Annotated in this window: 23 protein-coding genes; 8 read left to right on the forward strand and 15 right to left on the reverse strand. The window is 48.2% G+C overall.

What is annotated here, in order from left to right; genetic code table 11:
- From EP073_RS10965 to EP073_RS10975, 3 genes are all read left to right on the forward strand, one after another.
- Complete coding sequence (locus EP073_RS10965; RefSeq protein ID WP_128467189.1) at positions 1–1725, forward strand: GspE/PulE family protein; 1725 nt, start codon at positions 1–3, stop codon at positions 1723–1725.
- A complete protein-coding gene (locus EP073_RS10970; RefSeq protein WP_128467190.1) occupies positions 1722–2684 on the forward strand; it encodes a diguanylate cyclase domain-containing protein in 963 nt (320 codons plus the stop codon). Before EP073_RS10965 ends, EP073_RS10970 begins: the two co-directional genes overlap by 4 nt.
- Before the next feature lie 117 nt (positions 2685–2801).
- The gene (locus tag EP073_RS10975) at positions 2802–5060 is read left to right on the forward strand and encodes a S8 family serine peptidase (protein ID WP_164885351.1); all 2259 of its coding nucleotides are present in this window, start codon (positions 2802–2804) and stop codon (positions 5058–5060) included.
- 200 nt (positions 5061–5260) lie between these two features.
- Here EP073_RS10975 and EP073_RS10980 read toward each other — a convergent pair whose 3' ends face one another.
- Positions 5261–6223 carry a S1 family peptidase gene (locus EP073_RS10980; RefSeq protein WP_128467192.1) on the reverse strand — a complete coding sequence of 321 codons (963 nt, stop codon included), beginning with the start codon at positions 6221–6223 and terminating at the stop codon, positions 5261–5263.
- 18 nt (positions 6224–6241) lie between these two features.
- Positions 6242–7345 carry a serine hydrolase domain-containing protein gene (locus EP073_RS10985; protein ID WP_164885352.1) on the reverse strand — a complete coding sequence of 368 codons (1104 nt, stop codon included), beginning with the start codon at positions 7343–7345 and terminating at the stop codon, positions 6242–6244.
- Between the two features lie 103 nt (positions 7346–7448).
- Between EP073_RS10985 and htpG the strand changes: the two genes are divergently transcribed.
- Positions 7449–9332: a molecular chaperone HtpG gene (gene htpG, locus EP073_RS10990; RefSeq protein WP_128467194.1), complete on the forward strand. Its 1884-nt coding sequence runs from the start codon at positions 7449–7451 to the stop codon at positions 9330–9332.
- Positions 9333–9381: 49 nt separating this feature from the next.
- Here the strand turns inward: htpG and EP073_RS10995 are convergent, their stop codons facing one another.
- Together EP073_RS10995 and EP073_RS11000 are read right to left on the reverse strand one after the other, a co-directional pair.
- A complete protein-coding gene (locus EP073_RS10995) occupies positions 9382–9801 on the reverse strand; it encodes an acyl-CoA thioesterase (RefSeq protein ID WP_164885353.1) in 420 nt (139 codons plus the stop codon).
- Positions 9794–10438 (reverse strand): 3'-5' exonuclease, encoded by a 645-nt coding sequence (locus EP073_RS11000; RefSeq protein WP_128467196.1) that lies wholly within the window; start codon positions 10436–10438, stop codon positions 9794–9796. The genes EP073_RS10995 and EP073_RS11000 overlap by 8 nt, the downstream gene beginning before the upstream one ends.
- A gap of 540 nt (positions 10439–10978) precedes the next feature.
- On the opposite strand from EP073_RS11000, the gene cas6 reads away from it, so the two are divergent.
- Positions 10979–11809, forward strand: a complete 831-nt coding sequence (cas6, locus tag EP073_RS11005) for a CRISPR-associated endoribonuclease Cas6 (protein ID WP_128467197.1) — start codon at positions 10979–10981, stop codon at positions 11807–11809.
- Positions 11810–11813: 4 nt separating this feature from the next.
- Here cas6 and EP073_RS11010 read toward each other — a convergent pair whose 3' ends face one another.
- The 4 genes from EP073_RS11010 to EP073_RS11025 form a co-directional block, all read right to left on the reverse strand.
- Positions 11814–14936, reverse strand: coding sequence for an EAL domain-containing protein (locus tag EP073_RS11010; protein ID WP_128467198.1), 3123 nt, complete (start codon positions 14934–14936; stop codon positions 11814–11816).
- Positions 14929–16026 carry a substrate-binding domain-containing protein gene (locus EP073_RS11015; RefSeq protein WP_128467199.1) on the reverse strand — a complete coding sequence of 366 codons (1098 nt, stop codon included), beginning with the start codon at positions 16024–16026 and terminating at the stop codon, positions 14929–14931. The genes EP073_RS11010 and EP073_RS11015 overlap by 8 nt, the downstream gene beginning before the upstream one ends.
- A gap of 1 nt (position 16027) precedes the next feature.
- Positions 16028–16387, reverse strand: a complete 360-nt coding sequence (locus EP073_RS11020; protein ID WP_128467200.1) for a response regulator — start codon at positions 16385–16387, stop codon at positions 16028–16030.
- A 133-nt stretch (positions 16388–16520) separates the two neighbouring features.
- On the reverse strand, positions 16521–16814 hold the full coding sequence (locus EP073_RS11025; protein WP_128467201.1) for a hypothetical protein: 294 nt from the start codon (positions 16812–16814) through the stop codon (positions 16521–16523).
- 186 nt (positions 16815–17000) lie between these two features.
- Here EP073_RS11025 and EP073_RS11030 point away from each other — a divergent pair, with 186 nt between their 5' ends.
- Both EP073_RS11030 and tpx read left to right on the forward strand, forming a co-directional pair.
- Positions 17001–17909, forward strand: coding sequence for a DMT family transporter (locus EP073_RS11030; RefSeq protein ID WP_128467202.1), 909 nt, complete (start codon positions 17001–17003; stop codon positions 17907–17909).
- On the forward strand, positions 17909–18415 hold the full coding sequence (gene tpx, locus EP073_RS11035; RefSeq protein ID WP_128467203.1) for a thiol peroxidase: 507 nt from the start codon (positions 17909–17911) through the stop codon (positions 18413–18415). The genes EP073_RS11030 and tpx overlap by 1 nt, the downstream gene beginning before the upstream one ends.
- Before the next feature lie 203 nt (positions 18416–18618).
- On the opposite strand, the gene rarD is transcribed toward tpx, so the two are convergent.
- The 7 genes from rarD to EP073_RS11070 all read right to left on the reverse strand — a co-directional run bounded on the left by rarD (position 18619) and on the right by EP073_RS11070 (position 23970).
- Positions 18619–19497: an EamA family transporter RarD gene (gene rarD, locus EP073_RS11040; protein ID WP_128467204.1), complete on the reverse strand. Its 879-nt coding sequence runs from the start codon at positions 19495–19497 to the stop codon at positions 18619–18621.
- Positions 19487–20116, reverse strand: a complete 630-nt coding sequence (locus EP073_RS11045; protein WP_128467205.1) for a carbonic anhydrase — start codon at positions 20114–20116, stop codon at positions 19487–19489. The genes rarD and EP073_RS11045 overlap by 11 nt, the downstream gene beginning before the upstream one ends.
- Before the next feature lie 5 nt (positions 20117–20121).
- Entirely contained in the window at positions 20122–20613 is a 492-nt protein-coding gene (locus EP073_RS11050; RefSeq protein WP_128467206.1) for a YajQ family cyclic di-GMP-binding protein, read from the reverse strand.
- Between the two features lie 270 nt (positions 20614–20883).
- On the reverse strand, positions 20884–22254 hold the full coding sequence (locus tag EP073_RS11055) for a DegQ family serine endoprotease (protein ID WP_128467207.1): 1371 nt from the start codon (positions 22252–22254) through the stop codon (positions 20884–20886).
- The gene (locus EP073_RS11060; RefSeq protein ID WP_128467208.1) at positions 22255–22971 is read right to left on the reverse strand and encodes a MucB/RseB C-terminal domain-containing protein; all 717 of its coding nucleotides are present in this window, start codon (positions 22969–22971) and stop codon (positions 22255–22257) included. It lies immediately after the preceding gene.
- Positions 22968–23417, reverse strand: coding sequence for a zf-HC2 domain-containing protein (locus EP073_RS11065; RefSeq protein WP_128467209.1), 450 nt, complete (start codon positions 23415–23417; stop codon positions 22968–22970). The genes EP073_RS11060 and EP073_RS11065 overlap by 4 nt, the downstream gene beginning before the upstream one ends.
- Positions 23395–23970 (reverse strand): sigma-70 family RNA polymerase sigma factor, encoded by a 576-nt coding sequence (locus tag EP073_RS11070; protein WP_128467210.1) that lies wholly within the window; start codon positions 23968–23970, stop codon positions 23395–23397. Before EP073_RS11070 ends, EP073_RS11065 begins: the two co-directional genes overlap by 23 nt.
- 218 nt (positions 23971–24188) lie before the next feature.
- Here EP073_RS11070 and EP073_RS11075 point away from each other — a divergent pair, with 218 nt between their 5' ends.
- Complete coding sequence (locus EP073_RS11075) at positions 24189–25187, forward strand: hypothetical protein (protein ID WP_128467211.1); 999 nt, start codon at positions 24189–24191, stop codon at positions 25185–25187.
- The last annotated feature ends 38 nt before the right edge of the window (positions 25188–25225 follow it).

Consider the following 25225-nt stretch of genomic DNA (forward strand, 5'->3'; position numbering starts at 1 on the left):
ATGAAAAAGATAAATGACGAATTTATGGAGCTTCTCGTTCAGGAACGGGTTCTGACCGAAGAGGATAAAAACAACCTGCTGAAAAAATTCAACCGCAGCGCCGCAGACATTCTCCATTACCTCATTGAAGGCGGAGCCGCCTCCAGAGACCTCATGGCGAAGCTCTGGGGCGATTCCATAAATAAAGCCTATGTGGATCTCGGCAGAACGATGATCAACTTTGAGCTTTTCACCATGCTCCCCTCAGACATAGCCAAAAAATACAGAGTTGTACCGCTCTACAAATTCGGCGACACCGTGACCGTTGCGGTATCTGACCCTGAAAACATGGAGGCGATACGCGCCTGCGAAAAATACTTTGAAGCAAGTGTCAGCACTGTTTTCGCCATGCCGGAAGACCTTGAGGACACCCTTGAGATAAGTTATCAGGACACCACAAAAATAGATGAATTTCTCGCCAAGATCTCAGTTGACTCACTCGTTAAGGGAACCAGCAAAATCACAGCCGGACAGCTTCAGAGGATGGCGGGGGATCAGTCGATAATAGAGCTTGTCCGTGCCATAATGCTCATCGGCATAAAGGAAGGCGCGTCGGACATACACATTGAGCCGCAGGAAAACTTTGTCCGTGTCCGCTACAGAATAGACGGCGTGCTTCAGGATCTCCTCAAGTTTGACGTTATTATCCTCACCGGACTTATATCAAGGCTCAAGGTTATGTCAAACCTAGACATAACCGAACGCAGGCTCCCCTTGGACGGCAGATGCGTTCTCAAGCTGAAAAACCGCGCGATTGACTTCCGTATCTCCACTGTACCAAGCATATACGGCGAGAAGGCGGTTCTCCGTATTCTCGGTCAGAAGGACTCAAAAACAGTTCCCTCGCTTACAGATCTCAACTTTTCAAAAAGCATATACACTAAGCTTAACCTTCTCATGGAAAACCCCAACGGAGTATTCTTCGTTACCGGTCCCACCGGTTCGGGCAAAACCACAACCCTGTATGCCCTGCTGAAATACCTCAATGAACCCGGCGTAAACATAATGACCATCGAAGATCCGGTGGAATACCGCCTTCAGGGGCTTACACAGGTTCAGGTGAACAACGCCGTGGGGCTTGGCTTCGTAAACACGCTGCGCTCCTTCCTCCGTCAGGACCCTGACATAATCCTAATTGGCGAGATCAGGGATACGGAAACGGCGAAGATCGCAGCGCAGGCGGCGCTTACTGGACACCTCGTTCTCGCCACCATGCACACCAACAGCGCAATGGAGGCTGTTACAAGACTTCTGGAAATAGGCGTGGAACCCTTCCTTGTGGCTCCCTCCATGATAGGCGTCATGTCACAGAGGCTCATAAGAAGAATCTGCGATCACTGCAAGGAACCCTATGAACTCAAGCCGGAAGAGATAATGCGCTACTTCTACGAGTGGGACGGCAAGACAAAAGTCCAGTTTTACAAGGGCAAGGGCTGCCCTAAATGCCACGGCAGCGGCTACAAAGGCAGGATAGCGATCCACGAGCTCCTGATGATCGACCACGAAGTGAGAAAAATGATAGCCGAAGGCGCTAACATACTTCAGGTTCAGGAATACACCATGGCAAAGGGCGGTTACAAAACCCTCCGCTATGACGGGCTCAAAAAGATACTCAGAGGGCTGACCAGCATAGAGGAGCTGAACCGTGTGACAGTGAGCGAAGATATAGCAGAGGCGAATTTATGATCCTTGCCGTCATTGATGACGCGCGGACAGATCTGAAACCCCTTAAGGACGCGCTGTCCAGAATTGAGGAAATATCATGGGTTGAGAACATGACCCTCCTTGAATCCTTCGACAAGCTGGCAATACTCAGTCCGGCGAAACCGCTGATTCAGCCGGATATTGTTCTTATAAGCTTTGAAAACAACACCGAAGCCTATGAAGTGACCCTCGCCGTTAAATCAGATGGGAAATACACCGACACTGTTGTAATCACCTTCAATAATTCCGATAATGAAGACATCATTAAAGCGATGCTGGAAACGGGGTGCCTTGATTATATCAAGGATTTCTCTGATAAAACCGAGATTTACGCCCGCCTGAGAACCGCAGTCGCCCTCAGGCAGGAAGTAATAAGCAGAAGAACCCGTGAAAAGGAGATTGAGGAAAACAACAGGAAGCTTGAGGATATTTCCAATATCGACGGGCTCACAGGAGTTCTCTCCAAGCGGTATTTCGTTTATAAGGTTGAGGAAGAAATCAGCAGGGCAATACGAACCAAGGCTGCTATATCACTCCTGCGTATTGATATTACAGATTTCAGGGACTATAACGCTCAATACGGCTTCCTCGAAGGCGACAAGGTGCTGCGCCGCATATCCTCCGCGCTGAAAAAATCCGCCAAACGCCCGGGAGATCTTCTGGCGAGAATAGGCGGAAACAGCTTCGCGCTTTTTCTCCCCTCAACCGACCTCAAAGGAGCTGAGTTCATAGCCAAGACTGTTGTAAAGCACATAAACAACCTTGCCATAGAGCATGAAACGGATGACGGCAAATTTCTCACAGTTCATGTGGGCGGAATGAGTGTAACACCTCAGATAACCGATGACGCCGCGGGGCTGCTGGACATGATTTCCGATGTAACGGCGGAATGCAGCGTTGGGTTCGGCGCCGGACAGAGCTTTTTCTGCATAAAAAACTGATCAGATTTCAAATTTTGTGCAAATTAACTTGCCTCATGAAACCGTATGAATAAATTATCCGTTATACAAAACACACCCCTGAAACATAGCTCTCTTTGTTTCAGGTACGGGGGAAAAATGCGTTTCAGGCTTTTTGCTTTATTCATTATTGCTTTATCAATATTCACCGTTTCAGTGACACAATCACACGCCGACACCAAGCCAAGAGCGTTGAACAGAGCCTCTCTCGCAATGAAAGCGGCGAAAGACGGTTATGTCCGTGTCATAGTCGGTTTCAGGTCGGACAGCTACTCTGAACTGATAAAAGCGTCCCGCAGCGCAAAACAAGACCTGAGAGGAACAGTGAAAAAACGCGCGGCTGAAAAAGCGGATGCCGCCGTAAAGGCGGAAACGGAACGCAGCAGACAAAACGCCCTTTCATCAATAGATTCCAAAGACTACATCATAAAAAGAGCATACGACTTCACACCGGAAGCGGCGATGGAAGTCAGCTCTGAGGGGCTTTCAGAGCTTTTGAACAACCCTCTGGTGGAATACATAATCGAAGATGTTCCGCAGAAGCTTCCCGATACACTTTCCTCTCCCTCAGCCGGAGTCGATTCCATAGGCAGAATAGGCGCTGACGACGCATGGACTGCGGGTTACACAGGCGCGGGACAGTTTGTTGCGATTGTAGATACCGGAATAAGGCGCACTCATGAAATGTTTGCGGGTAAAAATATTGTGGAGGCGTGCTTCTCCGATAACGACTGTCCGGACGGCAGTGACGAGATGTACGGCACAGGAGCCGCGGCGCACTATGAATCATCGTACACAAGCTACGACCACGGGAGCCATGTGGCGGGAATCGCCGCGGGAAACAGCTCAAGCCAGAAGGGAGTTGCGAAGGATGCTGACATAATAGCAATTCAGGTTTTCTCCAGATTTGAAAATGAATCTGCATGTACAGGAGGAGAGCTCCCTTTTGAAGACTGCGTTCTTTCGTGGGATTCTGACCAAAAGGCAGCTCTTGAACATATTTATGACAATTTGACAAACTCTTATAACATAGCGGCTGTAAATTTGAGCCTTGGCGGAGGTCAATACAGCGCTTACTGCGACAACAACGACATAATATACAGAAACCACGTCAACAATCTCACCGGCGCGGGCATAGCGGTCGCCATAGCATCCGGTAACAGCGGATATTGCGGCTATGTCTCATCCCCGTCGTGCATTACAAACGCAATTACAGTGGGAGCCACAGACATCAGTGATGAAGAGGCAAGCTTCAGCAACTACCTGACCGGAGTATTGGACGTATTCGCACCCGGGGTAAATATAAACTCCGCAGTGGGCAGCGGCGACTCGAATTACGAGACATGGAACGGAACCTCAATGGCAACACCCCATGTTACGGGCGCCTTTGCCGTTTTTAAACAGAAAAACGACACTCTCTCCGTAAGCCAGCTTGAAACCGTAATGAAAGACACCCGTTCCGCAGTTTCTTACGGCTGCGCTTCCCACGGCAGCGAAGGACGCATAAACGTTGATTCGGTCATAAACTCAATCACAGATGGAAACGATGTCACTGCGCCCTACAATGTCACTGTTTCCATAAACAGCGGAAACGCATACACCAACTCCCGAAGTGTAACTGTTAGTATAAACGGTGCGGACGGCTCGGGCATAAACGGCTATTATGTGTCAGAAAACAGCACAACACCGGATGTATCAGCATTCAGCTCAACATACGCTACAACAAGCTTCATGACTAACGTAAGCTTTACACTCAGCAGCGGAGACGGAACCAAGACAGTGTACGCATGGCTAAAAGACGAGGCGGGAAACCTAAGCACCGTTGCCGCAGATACCATAGTTCTGGACACAACAGCGCCCTATGTAATGAGTATCTCCCCAGCAAATAACTCCACAGGTGTGGCTGCCGGAACGGATATAAGCGTTCTGTTCAGCGAAAGCGTGCTCTCCTCTACACTGACCTTAACTAACCTCTCGCTTGTGAACCAGTCCACAATGACCGCAGTAACAAACGGAGACATAGCAATTTCCGGCAATACCGTAACATTCGACCCTGCGGCTGACCTGAGCGCAGGAACAGCGTACATCCTCAGCATCACAGCAGGAATCAGGGATCAGGCGGGCAATTCACTGAACCCTGCGACTCAGTCTTATTTTGTTACCCAAACCTCATCCATCGGAGGTGACGGCGATGATGACAACGGCACAGATGATGGCGGAGACGATGATAATGACAGCACAGATAACGGCGGCAGTTCAGGCGGAGGCGGAGGATGCTCAGCAGGAACAGAAGCGGATTACGCTCTGATTGTGCTGATGCTGATTTCCGGGATAATATTAATAAGAAAAAAGATATAGAAAAAAAAATCCCCGTGTTTGCGGGGATTACAGACTGATGACAAACTCAGAATTTGATATTGCGGGCAGATAAGATTGCTTCGCTAAAGTTAGCAATGACAGAAAGCTGCGTCACTGCGAGGAGCAAGGCGACGCGGCAGTCTCTTTTATACCTTTATCAGCAAGCCGGAAATCCCCGCAAAAGCGGGGGATATTCTTAACTAAGCTTTTCTTCTGCCTCTTTTTATAAACACGGCAAGTGCAGCAGACATAAGCAGCAATGACATATTGCCGTTTTCAGAAGCTGAACATCCGCCGCCTCCGGAACCGCCGGAAGAGGTATTGCCGTAATCGAGCTCGCCGGTGTAGCTTTCCACCCAAGCAAGGTTATCCGCAATGCGGGCATACACTCCGTATTTCCCGACCGCAGCGCATTCTGTCGCTCCCCAACTCACTAAGCCAGCCACAACCCAGCCGCCGTTTTTCCTCACAAGAAGAGGTCCGCCGCTGTCGCCGCCGCAGGAATCCTTGCCGCCGGAAGCGTAACCCGCGCACATTTCATAATCATAAATATCATAGGGAGCCATGGCACTTGCGCATGTGCTGTTTGACACGATAGGCATACTGACTTCCTGCAAAATATCGGGATAAACATCAACACTTCCGCTTGTGCTTCCCCAGCCTATGACTGTCGATGTAATACCCGCATACGCATAGAAATTTTCATCCGCAGCTCTGAGCACCGATGCGTATTCAGCGCTCACTGCGGAGGAAAGCTCAAGCAGGGCAATATCCCTGTAGCCGTTGCCCAGTGTCGAATTGTCCAGATAAGTCTGATGAACATAGATATTTGAGACAGCTCTCTGTGTTCCGCTCGGGTCTGAGAGATCATATTCGCCTATATAAAGGGCGAGTGATGCGGGATTGTCAATGACCACAGTTCCGCCGGATTCGCCGGTTACGCAGTGCGCCGCAGTAAGCACCCATTCAGGAGCAACAAGCACTCCGCCGCAGAACTGCCTGCTTGTAAGCGGGGCAGCCCCCGCTGCCGCAACAGCGACTATAAACGGATACTCACCCTGTGACGCGGCATTGCCGCCGACTATGAACGGTGCGTCCAGAGCCTGCACATGCAGCGGAAAAATCACTGCGGCAAGAAAAATCATCAAAAGTTTTTTCATCATATTCCTCACTGTAAAAATCTATTTTACCACATTTTCATCCGCAAGGCGCACAGCTTCACGGAAAACCGCTTTCCTGAGTGCCCTTAAATCAGGATAACGCCCCTGTTCATCCATTCCCTTCATCTGTCTGTTAGTGAGGATGATTACGGTCAGTCCCTTTTCAGGAACACAGACGACGGATGTTCCCGTGAAACCAAGATGCCCGAACGTACCGCTCGTGATACTCTCCGCATTAAGAGACTTCGCGGTCATCACAAAGCCCATCCCCTGCCCTGATTCATCCTTTGTCATGAAGTGTCTCAGTGTGTCCCTCCTGATGTATCCTGCGCCGCCGTATCTGCCGCCGACTGTCAGCTCCGCAAGCGCCGCCAGATCCTCCGCATTGCTGAAAAGCCCCGCATGCCCCGCTGCACCGCCGAAAACCTCACGGGCGTTGCCGTCATTAACCTGCCCTTTCAGCACTGTTTCAGGATATTTCGTCCTGCATGCGGCATCTTTCATCATTTCCGCTTCAAACCCGCCGAACAGTGTCGGCATTATTGCTGAAACATCCTCCGGCATAAAGCCTGCGGTTTTCAGTCCCATCGGCTCGTAAAACTGTTCTCTTACAAACACACCAAGGGGCTTTCCGCTCACCTTTTCAACAATCAGACCCAGAATCATAAACCCCGGATCACTGTAAATCCTTGCGCTGTCAGGCGTGTATTCAAGGGGAATGTTCAGCAGGTATTCCTTCGGCTTATCCTCACAGTAAAGCGGCTTCCACGCGGGCAGACCGGATCTGTGGCGCAGGAGATCCTCCACTGTCACGATTGCTTTTTTCCCTTCCCTGTACTCGGGAAAAAACTTCCCGACCTTATCCGAAGGCTTAAGCAGACCCATATCAACAAGCCTCATCACGGCAAGTGTTGTCGTGTACACCTTAGTGAGAGACGCCAGATCAAACACGCTCCCCTTTTCCGCCGTGCCGTACGCGTCGAAATGAATATTACGCCCGTTCTGCCTGACGAGGATTACAGCGCCTTCCGTCAGCCCGTTTTTAACAGCCGCCTCAGCCAAATTGTCCATGCGGTTATCGGCAAAGGCATTGAGAACAAAGGAGAAAAAAACTATAAAAAACACCGGCGGAAAGCTATTCCCGTTTCTGCCAAAACTATTGATATTCATGGCGCTTATTGTATATTTGTAAGTTGCAATAATCAATCAACTTACGGAGGTAAATTACATGGCGCAGGAAACTGTTCAGTTCAGGGCGGAGGTAAGCCGTCTGCTTGACCTTGTGGTAAACTCACTTTATTCGCACAAGGAAATTTTCTTAAGAGAACTTGTTTCAAACGCTTCCGATGCTATCGACAAACTTCGTTATCTTTCGCTTACTGACAGCGGGATCCTCGAAGGTGACGGAAACTTCAGAATCAAACTCGTCCCCGATGCCGGAAACAACACCCTCACAGTGTCGGATAACGGCATAGGCATGACAAAAGAGGAGACTGTACAGGCTCTCGGAACCATTGCCCACTCAGGCACAAAGGAATTTCTCAACAGGCTTAAGTCGGAAGAAGTAAAAAACAACCCTGAACTCATAGGTCAGTTCGGCGTGGGTTTTTACGCTGCTTTCATGGTTGCGGACAAGGTAACCGTAATCACCCGCAAGGCAGGGGAAAAGGACGCCGTCAAATGGGAATCCTCCGCTGACGGCACATTCACAGTTGAGGCGGCGGAAAAGGAGTCCAGAGGCACGGACGTTATCCTTCACCTCAAGGATGAAGGCAAAGAATATCTGGATGAATACCAAATAAGAAACATCATCAAAAAATATTCAGACTACATAGAGTATCCGGTGGTGATGGACATTACCGATGAAGAAGAGAAGGACGGCAAGACCGAGACAAGGGTAAAGGAGGAAACTCTCAACTCCATGAAGGCTATCTGGCTGAAGGATAAAGCCGATGTCACAGAAGAGGAGTATAAGGAGTTTTACAAACACATCTCCCACGACTTCACCGATCCTCTCAAAACAATACACTACCGCGCGGAAGGCACGGCGGAGTTCACTGTTCTGCTGTACATACCCTCCAAGGCTCCGTTTGACATTCTTTATAAAGACTTCAAATTCGGTCCTGCGCTCTATGTGAAAAAAGTGCAGATAATGGAGCACTGCGAACAGCTTATACCCCTTTACCTGCGCTTTGTGAAAGGCATGGCGGATTCCAGCGATCTGCCCCTTAACGTTTCAAGAGAGATACTCCAGAATAACAGAATGATAGACGTGATAAGAAAAAACATCACCAAAAAGGTTCTGGATACCCTCAGAGAGATGAAGACGAACGAGGCGGAGAGCTACGCCGTTTTCTATAAAGAGTTCGGCAAAATCCTCAAGGAAGGCTTACATTACGAATTCACGAAAAAAGAGGAAATAGCCGCGCTCCTGATGTTCCGCTCCAGCAACACCGAAGGGGAAGGCTTCACCGACCTTGAAAAGTACCTTGAGAGCATGAAACCGGATCAGGAGGAGATTTACTACATCACAGGCGGCAACATAGCCGAGCTTAAGAAATCGCCTTATCTTGAATCCTTCACCGAAAAAGGCATCGAGGTGCTTTTCATGACAGACGAGGTAGATGAAATAGTTATCCCCTCTCTCGGCGAATACAAAGGCAAAAAGCTCCGCTCCGTGGTCAAAGGCGACATAAGCCTTGATGACAAATCCAAAACAGAGGAACAGAAGAAGGAACTCGGCGGACTGCTTGACACTGTCAAAGACGCCCTTAAGGACAAAGTCAAGGATGTGCGCCTCTCAGGAAGGCTGAAAAACACCGTCTGCTGCCTTGTGGGTGATGATAACGACATTGATCCGCACATGGCGCGTATGATGGAGGCTATGGGGCAGTTTATACCGAAATCCAAGAAGATTCTGGAGATCAATCCTGAGCACCCTCTCTTCGCTGAGATGAAAAAGCTTCATGAAACGGATGCCAAATCATCCGTGATTAAAGACTACGCGGATATTCTGTTCAACCTTGCCCTGATCGTGGAAGGTTCCGCGCCTGAAAATCCTTCGCTCTTTGCGGGGAAAACGGCGGAATTGATGATTAAAGGAATGAGATAACCAGAAACCTTACGGGGGAGCTCTGAAAGGGGCTCCCTCTCTGTTTTGATCAGGCTTCTTTCCTGAACTCCGCCCATTTCTCAGCAAGAACTGACGGAACAGTCACAGGGCGACCGCTTTTCAGATCCACAAAGGCGCCGGACTGAACAGCGGTAAAGACAGTTTTGCCGCCGTCCTTGGTGATTTCCGCCTCAACTTCCCAGCGCACCTTTTCAAGCATCGTGATCCTGATTCCCGCCTTGAGGCTGTCACCGAAGAGAGACGGACGCTTGTAATGCGCATGAGTCTTGTTAACCACGGGGGCTATGCCGTCCTCAGCCATGAGTTCAATCGGGTAGTGCTCCTTCAGCAGAGCGGTACGCAGGTCATCCATCCAGCGGATGTAGACTATGTTGCTCACCACGCCGCCGTAGTCTATATCATACCCCTGAATCACTATCTCTTTTTCCAGAAAAAAAGGGTTATTCATTTTCCATTTCCGGCGCTTCGGCAGGGTATTCCCTGTAATCCCGGGCATCATTCAGAAGCAGAGGATAAATAAGAAGGCATACCCACGCATCTGTTGCGGCATAATTTTTCTGTTTATCCGTGAGATCCCTGCGCGCCCAGTTAGTCTTCTGGGCGGATTTGACAATCTTGCGCCCGAGATAACGGGCAGCGAGAGCCCTTGCCCCGAACTGAATTATGCCTTTTTCAGCGGCTATATCCCCGAGATCCACAAAACCGTTTTCCTCAAAAGACGTGAGTTCTTTCAGCTTCTTTATATCGTCCCTTATTCCGACGCCGATCTTTTTGACCGTGGGATCAGTAAAAAGACCAACGAGACCCTCCGGAAGGTTTCCGCCGTTAAGCTGAAACAGATAGGCCTTGTCAAGGGTTGATACCTGAACAAGGGAAACGGGATAGCTCACCCCTCTTCTGAATGAGGGTCTGCTTTCCGTGTCAAATCCGAGCTCATTATATCCGCTGAGTTCCCTGCATGCCTCTTCGGCGTGTCCGGGTTCCGTAACCGTTACAATTTCCCCGTCAAATCTTATGGCTTCCAGAGAAGCCACATACTCTTTACTGAGTCTGTTTTGTGTAGATATTATAAGTGCTTCGTCCATTCTTACTTTATATCACCAAATATTCATCGCGTAAACCTGTCGGTTAAGTTTACTTAACAACTATTTTTTATCACTCTGAAACCCTCTGTGGAAAGGGCATACAAAAACTGTTTCTGTGCACAGACGTCAGTGAAAGCCCGTTATACCGTTTAACATTCTTAGGCTTGCCGTAATTCACAAAAACTGTAACTGAGAGACAAAGCAAACCCCATGAAAAAAATAGTGCCGAAACAGGGTGTGTATTCACGCCAACCCTTACATGAAGGAGTTAAGGGCGGCTTAATCTGTAATTAAAAGTACCCTTGGTTATGCCAATAAGGATTATAATACTTATATAAAAGCATATTTGTGAATCTAATAATCATTTTCCGCATGTTTTTTTTTGGCTGTATCGATTTTTTTTATTGTCATTTCATAAATTTCGTTAATATTATTTGAAATATAAGGTTCTGTAGGGATTGTTCTTTCATTATCTTTGTGTTAACATAAAAGAGTACACATACTTAACTGTGAATTTTCTTTTGACAGGAGACTTCCACGATGCTTTTGAAACTTACTCTTACCGCAACTGAAGTACCGGTCATTTTCAGAAACAGAATAGCTGAGATTATAAAATCAGCAGCAGAAACAGGCTACGAGTCCCTTGGGATGGGACTTACCGATAAGAGTTTTAAATTTTTTACTTTTAATCTCGCGTTTTCCAGAGACAGGTTTAAAAAAGAACCAATCGTTTTTGACAACAGTTTTGAAGTGTTCGACACTGTTTTCCACATTCCCGAAAACAAGTTTATCACGCTGTACATAAGCAGCCCGTATGAAAAGTTTCTTCAGGCTGTACAGCACGGATTTGAAAAAAAGAAGGATATAGACTTCTCCCGCGGCGGGCAGATCCTTGTCGGCGGGAAAAAGCTCACATATATGCTCGAAAACTCAAAACTTCTCAACAAGCCTTTCACCATAGAAGGCTCATGCGTCACTCTCCATACCCACTCGCCGGTTCTCCTTGAATCTCTTAATTCAAAAAAGCCGATAATCCCGCCTGTGGAGGACGGCTACTGCGAGCTTGAGGTCTCTGAAAAGGAATATTCCGACAGGCTGGCGGAGATTTCATCCATGCGTATTTTCGGCATGACAGGAAAATATCCGCAGGAGCCGATAGTTTTCAAATCGGTCAGGCTGCGCAAAACAGTTATCAAGCATACACTGGACAAGTTCAGGGAGAAAACCGGTAAGTCACTGATGATGCTCACAGGGATAACCGGCACATTTGAGCTTGCCGGACATCCGGACGATCTCTCTCTTCTGGTGGAATCAGGCATAGGCATCAGAACCACACAGGGCTTCGGAATGGCAGGACCATCAAAGCCGTAAAAGCCTACTTAGCTGATTTTATTTCCAGAGCGAAGCTGTCCTTCCATCCTGCAAGCAGCTTTTCAAACTCTGCGGCGGGCACGGGTTTGCTGAAATAGTACCCCTGCGCGAGATCGCATTCAAGCTCACGCAGAAGCCGGAGATGCGTTTCATTTTCCACGCCTTCCGCCACCACTTCAATACCTAAGTTCCTTGAAAGCTGTATGACCGAGCGCACTATTGAAAGCGAGTCCTCGCTGGTGTCGATGCCTTGGGTGAAAGATTTGTCTATCTTGATGGTATCTATAGGTATCCTTGTGAGATAGCCAATGGAGCTGAATCCTGTACCGAAGTCATCAATAGCGAAGGTTATCCCCAGTGAGCTGAGCTTGTCGAGAATATCCCGCGTATTTTCAGTGTCCACCATGATCGTGCTTTCGGTTATTTCAAGCTCTAGGTGCTTAGGCTCCATACCTGTTTCTGAAAGCACATTTTTAACAGACATATACAGGTCTTTCTGAATGAACTGCTTCAAGGAAAGATTCACCGCTACCTTAAGATCATATCCCATAGCCCGCCACCTCATAAGGTCTTCGCAGGATTTTTTCAGAACCCACTGACCTATGGAGACAATCAAGCCTGTTTCCTCAGTGATCGGGATGAACATATCAGGGAAAACCCTTCCCAGATCAGGGTTATTCCAGCGGATCAGGGCTTCCATCCCCACAAGCTCAAGGGTCTGAAGATTTATTTTGGGCTGGTAGTAGACCTCAAACTCTCCGTTATCAAGAGCCCGGTTCAGCTTTGTTTCTATCAGAAGCCTGTCTTTGGCTGTGTCGTTAAAGTCGGTGGTATAGATCTGGAGCATGCCGCGCCCCTTTGATTTGGCACGGTACATAGCGGCGTCAGCGTTCTTTGCGACAGTAAAGACATCGTCTCCGTCGTCCGGATAAAAACTGAGACCCGCGCTGCATTTCAGAAAGAGCTCGTAGTCATCCACCTGAAAAGGTTTTTCAAGCTGCTTTATGACGTTGTAAGCGACTGTAACGGCTCTGTTCTTATCTGACAGGTCTTCAATTATCACAGTGTACTCGTCTCCTCCGAGGCGGCTCACCGTAATGCTTTCGCCTACTGTACCCACTATACGGTCAGCTATTTTCTGAAGCAGTATATCGCCCACATTGTGACCGAGGGTATCGTTCACGTTTTTGAACCTGTCTATGTCTATGGAGATAAGCCCAACGTAGTTATGATTTTTCTTCGCCCTTGATATAGCCATGCTCAGCCTGTCCTGAAAAAGGTAGCGGTTGGGCAGATTCGTCAGAGGATCATAGTGTGACTGATATTTTATCTGCTCTTCGTATTTCTTCCGCTCGGTAATATCGTGCATAACCCCTATGAAGTGCGATATGTTCCCGCCGGAATCACGAATGCTTGAAATATTCACAGTAGCCGGATAAAGCTCGCCGTTTTTGCGCCTGTTCCAGATTTCTCCCTGCCATGTGCCGGTCTCCTTAAGCGAGTTCCACAGACCCTTGTAAAAATGGTTGGCGTGCCTGCCGGAGCGGAGAATACTGGTTTTATTTCCGATAGCCTCCTCCTCGGTAAAACCGGTTATACGGAGAAAAGCCTTGTTGACGCTGAGGATTACTCCTCTTGTGTTGGTTATGTAAATCGCCTCTATTGTGTTCTCAAACACCTTGGAGGCAAGCAGAAGCTTCTCCTCCGATGATTTTCTGTCGGTTATATCTATGCCCTGAAGAACCACGCCGAAGCTTTTCTCAGCTGTTCCCGCAATGGACATGTTCCAGAGAATATACTTCATCTCGCCGCTTTTAACGTTTTTCACCATGGATTCAAAGTTTGACAATGTGTCGGAACTTCCCGCCGCTTTCAGAAGGAGTTCTTTCAGCCTGTCCCCGGTAAGGCAGGCGAAGATTATTTCCAGATTCTCCCCCAGAGCCTGAGCTTCATCAATACCGGAAAGCTCTTCCATGGACTTGTTGAAGATCACGATTCTGTTCTCTGTATCCCAAGCGATGAGAGGAACCTTGGCAAAGCCGAGAAAGTTGCTCAGGTACGCCTGAGTTTCCCTAAGCTCCCTGTTCATGGAGGAAACCGCGTCGCCCAGCCTGTTGAACTCTTCAACGGGAGTGGGCACAAACTCGTCCGTTCCGCCGGAAGCGCTGATCCGGTGAGTATAGTCGATGAGATAATGAAGAGAACGTGCCGTCAGTCTGCGGAAGCCGTAAACAGAGGCAGCTGTCATTATGATTATCAGCAGCACAGCAGCAGCAGCCCTGCCTGTTATCTGTTTCTTCATGAGAGCCAGAGACTGATTGTCCGTGAGCTGATAAATCATCAGCGGCGTTTCGGCTCCTTTGATCTCAAGAGGCAGACAGTATGCGGAGTAACCGTCTTTTATATTGAAAATTCTGCCGGAAGACGCACAAGCTTCGGGAGCGAAGCTGCTCATCTCAAACCCGTCTGAGGAGGAAATCATTTTTCCGCCGGATACAAAGGCAATACCGGAACCGGTTTCCGCCGCTGCTTCTCTTATAATATCCGGCGCGCCGTTTATTATTCTGCCTATATAGGCTCTGCCGAGGACCTCACCGGTCTGCGGGTGGTTGACAGGCGTATAACCCAGTATAAGGTTCAGCGGCACAGCCGAGCCCCCGTCTTTTATCGAATAAACGGAACCGGACGCCGTAACGGACTGACCGCTGTCTTTGAGAAAATTTATGATTGGCGATGTATCAAAAAACAGGGAACCCACATCCGTGACCCTTGTGCCGTCAAATGAGATAAAAACCATCACATCAAGGTTTTCACCGGCACTCAGATCATAAATGGATGCAAAACCCGTTTTGAAATCTTCGGATGCTGTATCGGCGTTTTTTTCAAGAAGCTGTCTGATATTAACCCTGAGATCCCGGGTAACCCACCCGAGATGCTCCAGCTCCTTCTCAAAAACCATAGCGGCAGTGTCATGGTTTCTTTTAAGAAGCCTTTTCTGCTCACGTTTTATTATATCCTCAGCGTCCAGACTGCTCCACAGGAGAATAACAACGGAAAGCACCACCGAGAAGCAGGTCAGAAGCAGCGCCAGAAAGGAGGATATTTTAACGGACTTTACCCTATTCATTTTCACCCGAATACCTGAACGCTTTCATTTTTAGTTCTTTTATCCTGTGTTCACTGTCCTGCGAAGTCACAAGGCTGAAACCGCCGGAAAACACTGCGGGCACATCCTTCTCCCTGCCTGCGATAACCAGCTTTACCGCCTCAGCCGCAGCTACGCTGCTGTCATCATTCATCCGCATAACCGTCAGGTCAAGCTCTTTTTCTGAGATGTGACTGAGTTCTGTGTTCCCGCCGCCCCATCCGTTGAGAATAATTTTCCCTGCGTGAAGCTCCCTCAGCGCATCTGCGGCTCCGAGAGCTACATCCGTGGAGCAGGCGAAAATAAAGCTGACCTCAGGATACCTTCTGATTATCTCTTTTGCTGCGCTGCGTGATTTTTCTTTATCAAAATCGGTGATATACTCAGCTTTTTTAACATATTGTCCATGAATGGCAAGCCTTTCCGTGAAGCCTTTGGTTCTCAGCCAGCCCACCTCACCGCCGGAGCAGTTGAGGACAGCATATGACGAATTGTTCTCAGTCACGGAAGCGATGGCATCCGCCAGAATCTCTGAACCGGTTATATGGTCAAACCCAGTGTAAAGCAGAGGTCGGCGGACTTCCCACTCCTTAAGAGGGGTTGTCAGGTTCTGCACTATTATTTTATGCTTCCCCTCAAAAAGCAGCCTGCCCACAGCTTTACGCATCTGCGCGGAGTCAGCGGAAACTATTATAAAATCAGACTTTTCCGCCGCCTCAGCAAGCTGAGAGACTTGAAGCCGGGTATCTCCGGAAGGTCTGCTGTAATAAGTCTGAAGCGTGTAGCTCACATTAAGATCCGCAAGCCTCTTTTCCAGAGCCTTAACGCTGCGCCGCCAGTAGTCCGAAGACTGAAGCGCCGGATAAACTACGGCTATCTTCACAGGTTTTGAGTTCACAGTCTTGAGGGGTACAGGCGGATTACGCACAATGTCTGCAAAATGATCAAACTTCCACGCCTGTTCAGGGTGTTTCAGCATATATTCTGAAACAGTGTAAAACGTCTGTTCAATGCCGCGGGCAGGTAAAGCGAAAAGAAGAAGGAAAAGAAAAAGAGCATATGCTCCCTTCATGCTACACCAGCTCCTGAATTTTGCTGATGAGTTCGTTAACCATCAAGGGTTTGGTGAAATAACCCTCCACCCCGAGCTCCTCAGCTCTTTTCCGGTCAAACCTGTCGCTGGACGCGGTGAGTATTATCACGTGAACATCGGGAAGGGTTTTTCGGATTTCAGCTATCATATCAAGCCCTTCCATGTGAGGCATGCGCAGATCGGTAAGGATAACGTCCGGTTTTTCCGCAACCGCCGTTTCGAGCCCCTTTCTTCCGTCAGAGGCGCTGAACACTCTGCTGAAAGTGCGTTTCATCCTGAGTTCCAGAGCTCCGGCAACAGCCGGATCATCTTCGACTATCAGTACGGATATATCCTTCATGCGATCCTTCCGGGTTTGTAAACGGCAAAATTTCCGTCCGTGTTTTAAATCGGTTTATTTAGTAATATTATACTACCTCAGAGGTATGTCGGCAACACATTAAAGGCAGCGGCTTTTACGGAGGGAGCGCGGCTCAGAGCTCGCGGACTTGGAATATCCTGCTGAGTTCGAGCTCTTCCAGAAGGGAGACAAGCTTTTTATCTCCGGCGGATACTCTGAGATCGATTTTATCAACATTGATCAGCTTAAGCATAAAACCGATTATGGATGATGTAATGGAGACGGAATCCGTGAAGCATACCTCAATACTGCGGCAGCCGGAATCAGTGAGATCCTGAAGGGATTTTTTGACCGCGAGGTAGTCGTCTATGCTTTTGATATTCCCTTTTATATTAACACTGTTTTCTTCAACAGATACTTCCACCATGAGCTGTCTCCTTAATTATGCCTGAATATATTGTTTGAGCTGATATTTTTTATAATATAACATGGTTCATTTTAACATCAAAGAAAATTTATCATTAAAAATATTGGTTTTAAGCATAAGCTTTAAAAATTAAACACGTCAAATCTTCCTGTTGACCGTTTCAGCGGGAAGTTGTACTGAACATCAATGGATGAAAATTTTCAGCCCGCGGAGAAGGCGGGCATAATTTATATGCTTCTGGCTTCGGCTTTTTTTGCCTCCATGGGGTATTATGTCAAAGTACTCGGACAGACACTCGGCACGGGTGAGATTGTTTTTTTTCGCAACCTTATAGGGCTGGTCATAATAGTTCCCATGATTATCGCCCGTCCGTCCGGAGCCAAGGGGGGCAAACCTGTAATGCTTGCCATGCGCGGGGTATTCGGCTTCCTCGCGCTGTTCTTCTATTTTTACTCCATAAGCGTGCTCCCTCTTGGAACGGCGGCTACACTCACTAAAATCGATCCGATATTCACAGCTCTTCTCGCCTTTTTCATCCTGAAGGAGAAGCAGGGAATTATGATATGGGTCGGGCTCCTAACTGGCTTCGTCGGGGTTGTGATGCTCATGCACCCTGAATCCGGCGGGGTGAACGCAGGGAGTCTCAGCGCACTCCTCAGCGGGCTTTTCGCTGCGGCTGCCTACACCACCGTGCGCAATCTTCGGGAGTATTATTCACCCCGAGCGATCGTTGCCTCATTTGCCACGGCGGGGGTCATAGGTCCGCCGATGGTCTATGCCGCTGTATATTATACCCCGCTGGGGAACGATGCTCTCAGGGGACTTTTCCACAGAATGCCTTCCGGCGCTTATGAATGGTACTGCATTGTAATGGTGGGAATACTCGCTACCGTCTCACAGTATTTTCTCACCAAGGCGTATTCCCTAGCCAGAGCCTCCGTCGCCGCGTCAGTGAGTTATTCGGGTCTTCTTTTCGCCTCCGTTGCGGGGGTGATGGCAGGCGATAAATTACCTGATTTTATGGGAATATGTGGTATACTGTTCATAGTATTAAGCGGCATGACAGTGCACTTCAGTCAGAAACGGAGGAATTGATGGACAAAACAAGAACCGTAACTATGAAAGGAAACCCTGTAACACTCATCGGAAGCGAAATCAAGATCGGCGACAAGGCGCCGATGTTCACTGTGCTGGACGGCGGCATGCAGCCTGTGGGTCTTGACACTTATAAAGGAAAAATAAAAGTCATAAGTGTCACTCCCTCGCTGGACACAGCAGTGTGCGATCTTCAGCTCCGCAGGTTTAACAGCGAAATAGCCTCAATGGGCGACGAATACGCCGTCATCAACGTCAGCATGGATCTCCCCTTTGCCATAAAGCGGTTCTGCACCACCGCAGGCATAGAGAACGCAGTCGCCGCCAGCGACCACAGGGAGGCAGCATTCGGAACAGCTTACGGAGTGCTTATAAAAGAACTCAGACTCCTTGCCAGAGCGGTTTTCGTCGTGGATGAGAATAATGTCGTGACCTATGCGGAATACGTGCCGGAAGTTACTTCCAGCCCGGACTTTGACAAACTGATCGCATTTCTGAAAAAATAAAAAAGTACATCTTCTGAAAAATTTGGTTTCTTTGGAAAGAGTTTGAGAAAACCTTAACAGTTTAAGCTGTAAAACTTTAATGCGAAGTCCCTTCCATGAACTGTATCCTTTAATTTAGTTTATCAAAAAAAAGCCCGTTAGCTACTCGCTAATGGGCTTTTTTATCTGTCTAAATTATAGGATACAGTTCAACCATGGGGCTTTTAAGATTTTTTTGCGTTTTTAACCGCATCCGAGATGAACAGTCCGACACACAGCCAAATCAGACCGAAGGTTGCGGCGTGCACTGGCGTAAACGGTTCGGAATATGTAAATACCCCTAGCAGAAAATGGAGCGTCGGCACAGTAAACTGGAGTATTCCGACAGTTATCAGCTTCAGCCTTTTCACTGCGAAGGCGAACCCCAGAAGCGGAGCAGATGTCACAAGCCCCGAAAGGATAAACAGAAAATCATACGTGTATGAATAATGACCGAAATTGCCTGAGCCGGAGTATTCGACATACGCCAAATAGCCTAGGGCGAACGGAAGCATGATAACGGTTTCAGCCAGCAGCCCGGGAACGGGCAGAACCCGCACATGCTTTCTGAGCGCTCCGTAAGCGGCGAAGCTGATGGCAAGACTGATGGAAGCCCACGGAAAGCCCTTAAGACCCGAGGCGTAAATAAGCACACCCGCCGCTGCGAGTATCACAGCGAATATCTGGAGCCTGCTGAGCCTTTCCTTAAAGATGAGTATGCCGAAAACCATGCTCACAAAGGGGTTCATGTAGTAGCCAAGGCTTGCCTGAAGTATGTGCCCCGTATTCACGGAGATTATGAAAACACCCCAGTTTATGCTGATAGCGACGGATGAAAAAAACAAAAGAACAGCGGTTTTTTTATCTCTGAATGCGTTGATTACTTCGCCGCCGCGTCCCTGAACAAGGATTACCGCAAGAAGGAAGAAAAAAGACCATACAAGGCGGTGCGCAAGCACTTCAAGACCGGATGCCTGATCAAGAAGCTTCCAGTAAACGGGGCTCAGCCCCCAGAAAATATATGATGCCAGCCCCGCATAAAGACCGGCGGTTCTACTGCTCATTCCCTATCAAATCAAAATAACCCGTATCAAAGTTATAGTTGTAAACTTCGCCTGTGGCGATAATGTAATACCAGCCGTAAAGAATCAGCTCACTCTTGTTCACCCTCTCTTTGATATAAGGATAAGTGAGCAGGTTGCGCACCTGCTGGATGATATTCACCTGTTCGGTCACCCACTCTCTTTTGCCGGCATCGTCTCCGCAGATTTCCATAGCCTTTTTCTTAACGGGCGATGCCAGTTCCAGCCATTTTTTAACCTTCGGCACATTTGCCAGAGATTCCTCAGACTGATAAAGGGCGGAACACCCGCCGCAATTGGAGTGACCGCAGATAATAATATTCTTAACATTCAGTATGTTAACGGCATACTCAACGGCGCTTGTGGTAGCGACGTAGTCCGATGTTTCCCTGTAGGGCGGAACCATGTTGGCTATATTGCGCACAACAAAAAGCTCTCCGGGCATTGTGCGGGTGATGAGATTGGGCACCACCCGTGAATCCGAACAGCCTACAAAAAGTGTATGCGGGTCCTGCTTGTCACCGAGGTTTTCAAAAAGCTCCCTGTGATCTGCGTAATCTTCGTCACGAAAGCGTACTACACCGTCAAACAGTTCTTTCACAGGTGTTAGCTCTTCATATTGACATACTGAAGAGGTATGCCCGCATCGGCGGTTTTGAGGAACTGTATGACCTCCTGAAGGTCGTCTATCTTCTTGCCCTGAACCCTTACCTTGTCGTCCATGATGGAAGCCTGAACCTTCAGCTTGGAATCCTTGATCATTTTCACGATCTTCTTGCTCACTTCCTTGTCCAGTCCTTCCTTCACAATAACATCTCTTTTGAACTGCCTGTTTCCGGTGGGCTCGGGTTCCTTGAAGTCAAGGCAGTCGGGGTCTATGGAGCGTTTGATAAGCGCCCCGATCAGCATCTCCCGAAGAGATCTGATCTTCATGTCGTCATTGGTGATCATGTGGATTTTTTTGTCTTTTTTATTAAGCTCAACAGTTGTGTTGGAACCCTTGAAATCGTATCTGTTCTCGATCTCTTTCTTAAGAATATTTACAGCATTGTCCAGTTCCTGACCGTCAACCTCGCTGACCACGTCGAAAGATGGCATATTGTCCTCCGTAATGTATTAACCCTTCATTATAACGGCGTACGCGGAGTTTTTCAAACATATAATTAATTAACGGGATAAAGGAGATTGAAGGGTGTACCCTAAATGGCGTAAACAACTCCAAGGACGGAGTTGCGCCGTGCGAAGCGAAGGCGGGTTCATCCCGCCGCAAGCGTGTACATCAAACTGACAGGATGTGCGGTTTGAGACCATAAAAAAAGGCGGAGCACTCTGCCCCGCCTTGTATAGTTCAGTGAGTATGTCCGTGCCTTATTTATCGAAGGCGATAAATCTTCCGCTGCCTCTGCTGACAACCTTTAGGAAGACCACGTCTCCGGCTTTTATTTTGTCATACTTGGCGTAGAAATCCTCGGCGGATTTAACGGATTGCCTGTTTATCCAGAGGATTATATCGCCGCTTCTCAGTCCTGCGTTAAAGGCGTTTGTGGTTTCATCGATCGATGTCACAATCACTCCGCCCTCCACACCGAATTTCTTCGCTGTCGCCGCGTCCAGCTCTTTAACCGCTATGGGTTTTGAAATGTCGGGCTCAGCAGGTGAAACACTGGTGCTGTTGTCATCTTTTCTCAGTCCCAGCTTAACAGGGATCTCACGTTTCTTGCCATCCCTCACCACAGTGAGCTTCACAACCATGTTGGGCTCATAGCCGCCGACAATGTTAATAAGCTCTCGGCTGTCCTTAACCGGCTTGCCGTTTATCGCCACAACCACATCACCGGCTTTGATGCCTGCCTTATCAGCGGGGTCTCCCTTAACAACATCAGCGATAAGAGCGCCTTCTTCGTTTTCAAGTCCGAGCCCCTGAGCTATTTTATCGTCAAGAGACTGAACAGTTACACCAAGCCAGCCTCTGTCCACTTTGCCTTTTTTCAGCTTGGGCAGAATGTCCTTAAGCATATTCACCGGAACAGCGAAGCCCAAACCCTGACCGGAGGGGATGATGGCGGTGTTGATACCCACCACCTCACCCTCAAGATTGAGGAGGGGACCGCCGGAGTTGCCGGGGTTGATCGATGCGTCTGTCTGCATGAAGTTATCATAAGGACCGCTGCCGAGAGCTCTTGCCTTGCCGCTGATTATACCGGCAGTGACTGTCCACTCAAGTCCCAAGGGGTTTCCTATGGCAACAACCCAGTCGCCGACCTCTGCGGAGTTGGAATCACCCAGTTTAATGGGTGAAAGCTTCACGCCTTTAGGATCTATTTTGATGAGAGCAAGGTCAGTCATCGGGTCTTTGCCCACAACTGTCGCCTTGAACTCGTGCTTATCGTTGAGCTTTATTACTATCTCATCAGCGTCGTCAATGACGTGATTGTTGGTGACGATAAGCCCCGCGGCATCGATAACGAAGCCCGAACCGAGGGAGTTTGTTTTATATTCCTGCGGTTTTCCGCCGTTGTTCGGCGCATTGAACTGATCGCCGAAAAATTTCCTGAAGAATTCATCATGGAAAATATCAGGCATTTTTCTCGTGACAGTTTTGGTTGTCGATATATTCACCACGCCGTCGCGTGTTTTCTTAACAACATCGGAAAAGCTGACAGGAGCAACAGCCGCCTGAGCCGCAGCGGCGGCAAAAATGATCAGCATTGTTAAAAGAGCGGTAATTCTTCTTACCATTTATTTTTCCTCCTTGAAGGCAAGTCTGGCTACAACCTTTTCCATTTGCGGAAAAGGTATGGTTCCCACAACAGTGTAGAGGGTTTCGCCCACTTTTTTTCTGTAAACGTAATTGCCGTATAAAATGCGGGCGGAATCCTTTACCTCACCCTCCGCTTTGCTTATAAAAACGGAGAACTTGTTAAGACCGTCCGAATACAGCGTCTGGATAGTTCCGTCTTTAAGCTCTTTTTTAAATACAGGCTTAAAGCCGGGGAACTCGTCCCTTCCGGCTGACACGGCAGGCTTAGGCATCTCGACAGCAGGCTTAAGCTCTCCGTCTCTGTCTTCAAAGCTGTAGGCATAGATCAATTTGCCGTCAGGGTCGTAAACCTCCCTGCGGAGAATCTGGTCCCACTTCTCGTCAACAAGGAGAACATGTCTGAACCTGTCCGGCAGAATGGGCACAATGTCATACTGGGCGACATCATGACCGTTGTACTTCATGCCGTAATCGATTTTAATGTTGTAAAAGTCCTTCTGAACCTTATCCAGTTCCAGATGTTTTTCCTTGAGTCTGGACGCGAGATCATGCAGAGCGGAGTGCCCCGCACCCAGATTTTCAAGAAGAAAGGTTGAATAAGCCCTTTCGTCAACGGCGATTTTGAAGAAGACCTTCACCTCGCCGCCATAGCTGACAAAAGGAATGAGAAGGAGCAAAAAAATAAGTTTTGTCATTGTCCGAAGTTGACTACTCCGATTTCATCATTAGAGCCGTCATATGTGCTTGCGACGTGCTCAAATACGTAGCGTTCCAGTTTTTCGTTGCCTGATGCCACATTCTCGGCTTCCAGCGGATTCATTACGGCAAAAGCCATAAGCCCTGCCACCAGAGCGGCGGCAACCGAGCTGAAGCCGATCACTTTTTTTCTGCTCTTTCTGACTTCCACGACTGCTTCGCCCGAATCAGCCATAATCGAAGCCATTATTGAGGAAGAGAAATCCACCTCTTCTGTCTTTGAGTAAGCTTCCGTGACCATGGAACCCAATGTGTACAGTTCCGAAAGTTCGTTTCTGCACGGAGCGCATTTTTTAAGGTGCGCTTCCACTGCCGCGGACTCAAACTGCGAACATTCACCGTCGACGTATGCCGACAAAAATTTACGATGTTTTGTACAGTCCATCTGCAAGCCCCTGTTTTATGAGTCTTTCTTTTATAATATTTCTTGCGTTGAACAGCCTGCTTCTGACTGTTCCCAACGGGATGTTAAGCATCTCCGCTATTTCTTCGTAGCTCATGTCGTCAACCTCGCGGAGGATGATCACCACCCTGAGTCTGTCGGGCAGGGAGTCAACGAACATGCGCACATATCTTTTCATTTCCTCTTTCAGCGTAAGCTCTTCGGGGCTTTCGCCTGAGGCTATGTTTTCAAAGAAGCTGGATTCGTCATCATCCGACTCCACATCAAGAACACGCTTTTCTTTTTCAAAGTGGTTCAGCGCCATGTTAAGGGCGATGCGTTTTATCCACGGATAAAACTGGGAGCGGTTGTTAAGGGTGTCCAGCTTCCTGAAAGCCCTTAAAAAGCTTTCCTGCACAATGTCTTCAGCAAGTTCTCTATTTTTAACCATGTGAAGCACGGTGCTGAAAAGCTTTGACTGGTACTTGCGTATGAGCAGCTCGTACGACGCCGCGTCACCGCCTATTACCTTTTCTACTACGAGAGCATCTCCCATTTGGTCCTCCTGCTTACTTTGATAAGCATCGGCTTTAAAAGTTCAGTGCCGTAAAAAAAAATTATCCCCGCGTTTTCAAACCCGCAAGGGCGATCTTGTACATTTACAAAAAAAAGACCTGTCAGGTGTTTATTCTACTTGATATTAGCGCGTGAATCAATAGACTATAATCAGCCTCTAAACAGAAGGCTGATTAATATCCGGAGCTAGTGATCACTATGAATAAAAAACGTCTTATACCCGCCGCAGCCGTAGTCCTGCTGATTATCCTTTATATAGGAGCGTCAGTGTTCCTTAAACAGAAAGTTGTTGAGGAGATAAATGAATTTGCGTCCTCGGCAGGCTTCAGTGAAAAAATCAGGTATGAGGCGCTCAGCGTCAACCCTGTGACCATGAGCGGAACCCTGAAGCAGGTTTCCCTTGAGGACGCAGGTCTTGATTTCAAAGCGGATCAGCTTAATTTCAATGTCCTTACCCGCAAATCGAAAATAAAGGATCTTATAATTGCCAACGGCGAACAGATTATAAAAGTTGATGAGATAGACATAAAAAAATACAAACTCGAAGACGGTATACCTAAAACAACCGTTATTGATGTGACGGCGCTGCGTTTCCCTGTTGATTCACCGGAGATAAAAAGCAGAATCGGCGCAGATGAGCTTGTGATCGACATTCAGCTCGCCACTGACGCAGATTTTAAAAACAAAATATACCAGTACAGCAAGCTGAATTTTATGTTCAGAGACCTTGTTGACGTAAAGATGAACCTCACCTTCAGCGGTGTGGATATAAAAAGCTATGCCAAATTTGATACAGGCAGCCCCGATACCCTCCAGAACGATCCTGAGTTCGCTCAGAAAGTGCAGGAGGATCTCGCCAACCTGAAGCTGAACAGCATGACCATCAATCTTAGGGACAGAGGCGCAACCGACAAACTGATTCTCAGCGCGGAGGAAGGCGACAACTCCACCCTTGAGGAACGCAGACAGAAATACGCCGCAGAGCTTGACCGGGATATAGCCGAAACCGAATCACCTTTTGAAAGGCAGCTCGCCGAAGAAATGAAGAAGTTTATACTCGAAGGCAAAAAGGAAGCGGTGATAACCATGATGCCGAAGGAACCGGTGAGCGTTCAGCAGATAATGCTCAGCAGCATGATGGGCGCCGGCATGGACGAACTCGCCGAAGCGACCGGACTTAAATACGAATTCAAATAATGACACAGGCACGGGCGGTCAGACAAACCGCCCGTACT

This window comes from Geovibrio thiophilus, assembly GCF_004087915.1.
GTDB classification, from domain to species: domain Bacteria; phylum Chrysiogenota; class Deferribacteres; order Deferribacterales; family Geovibrionaceae; genus Geovibrio; species Geovibrio thiophilus.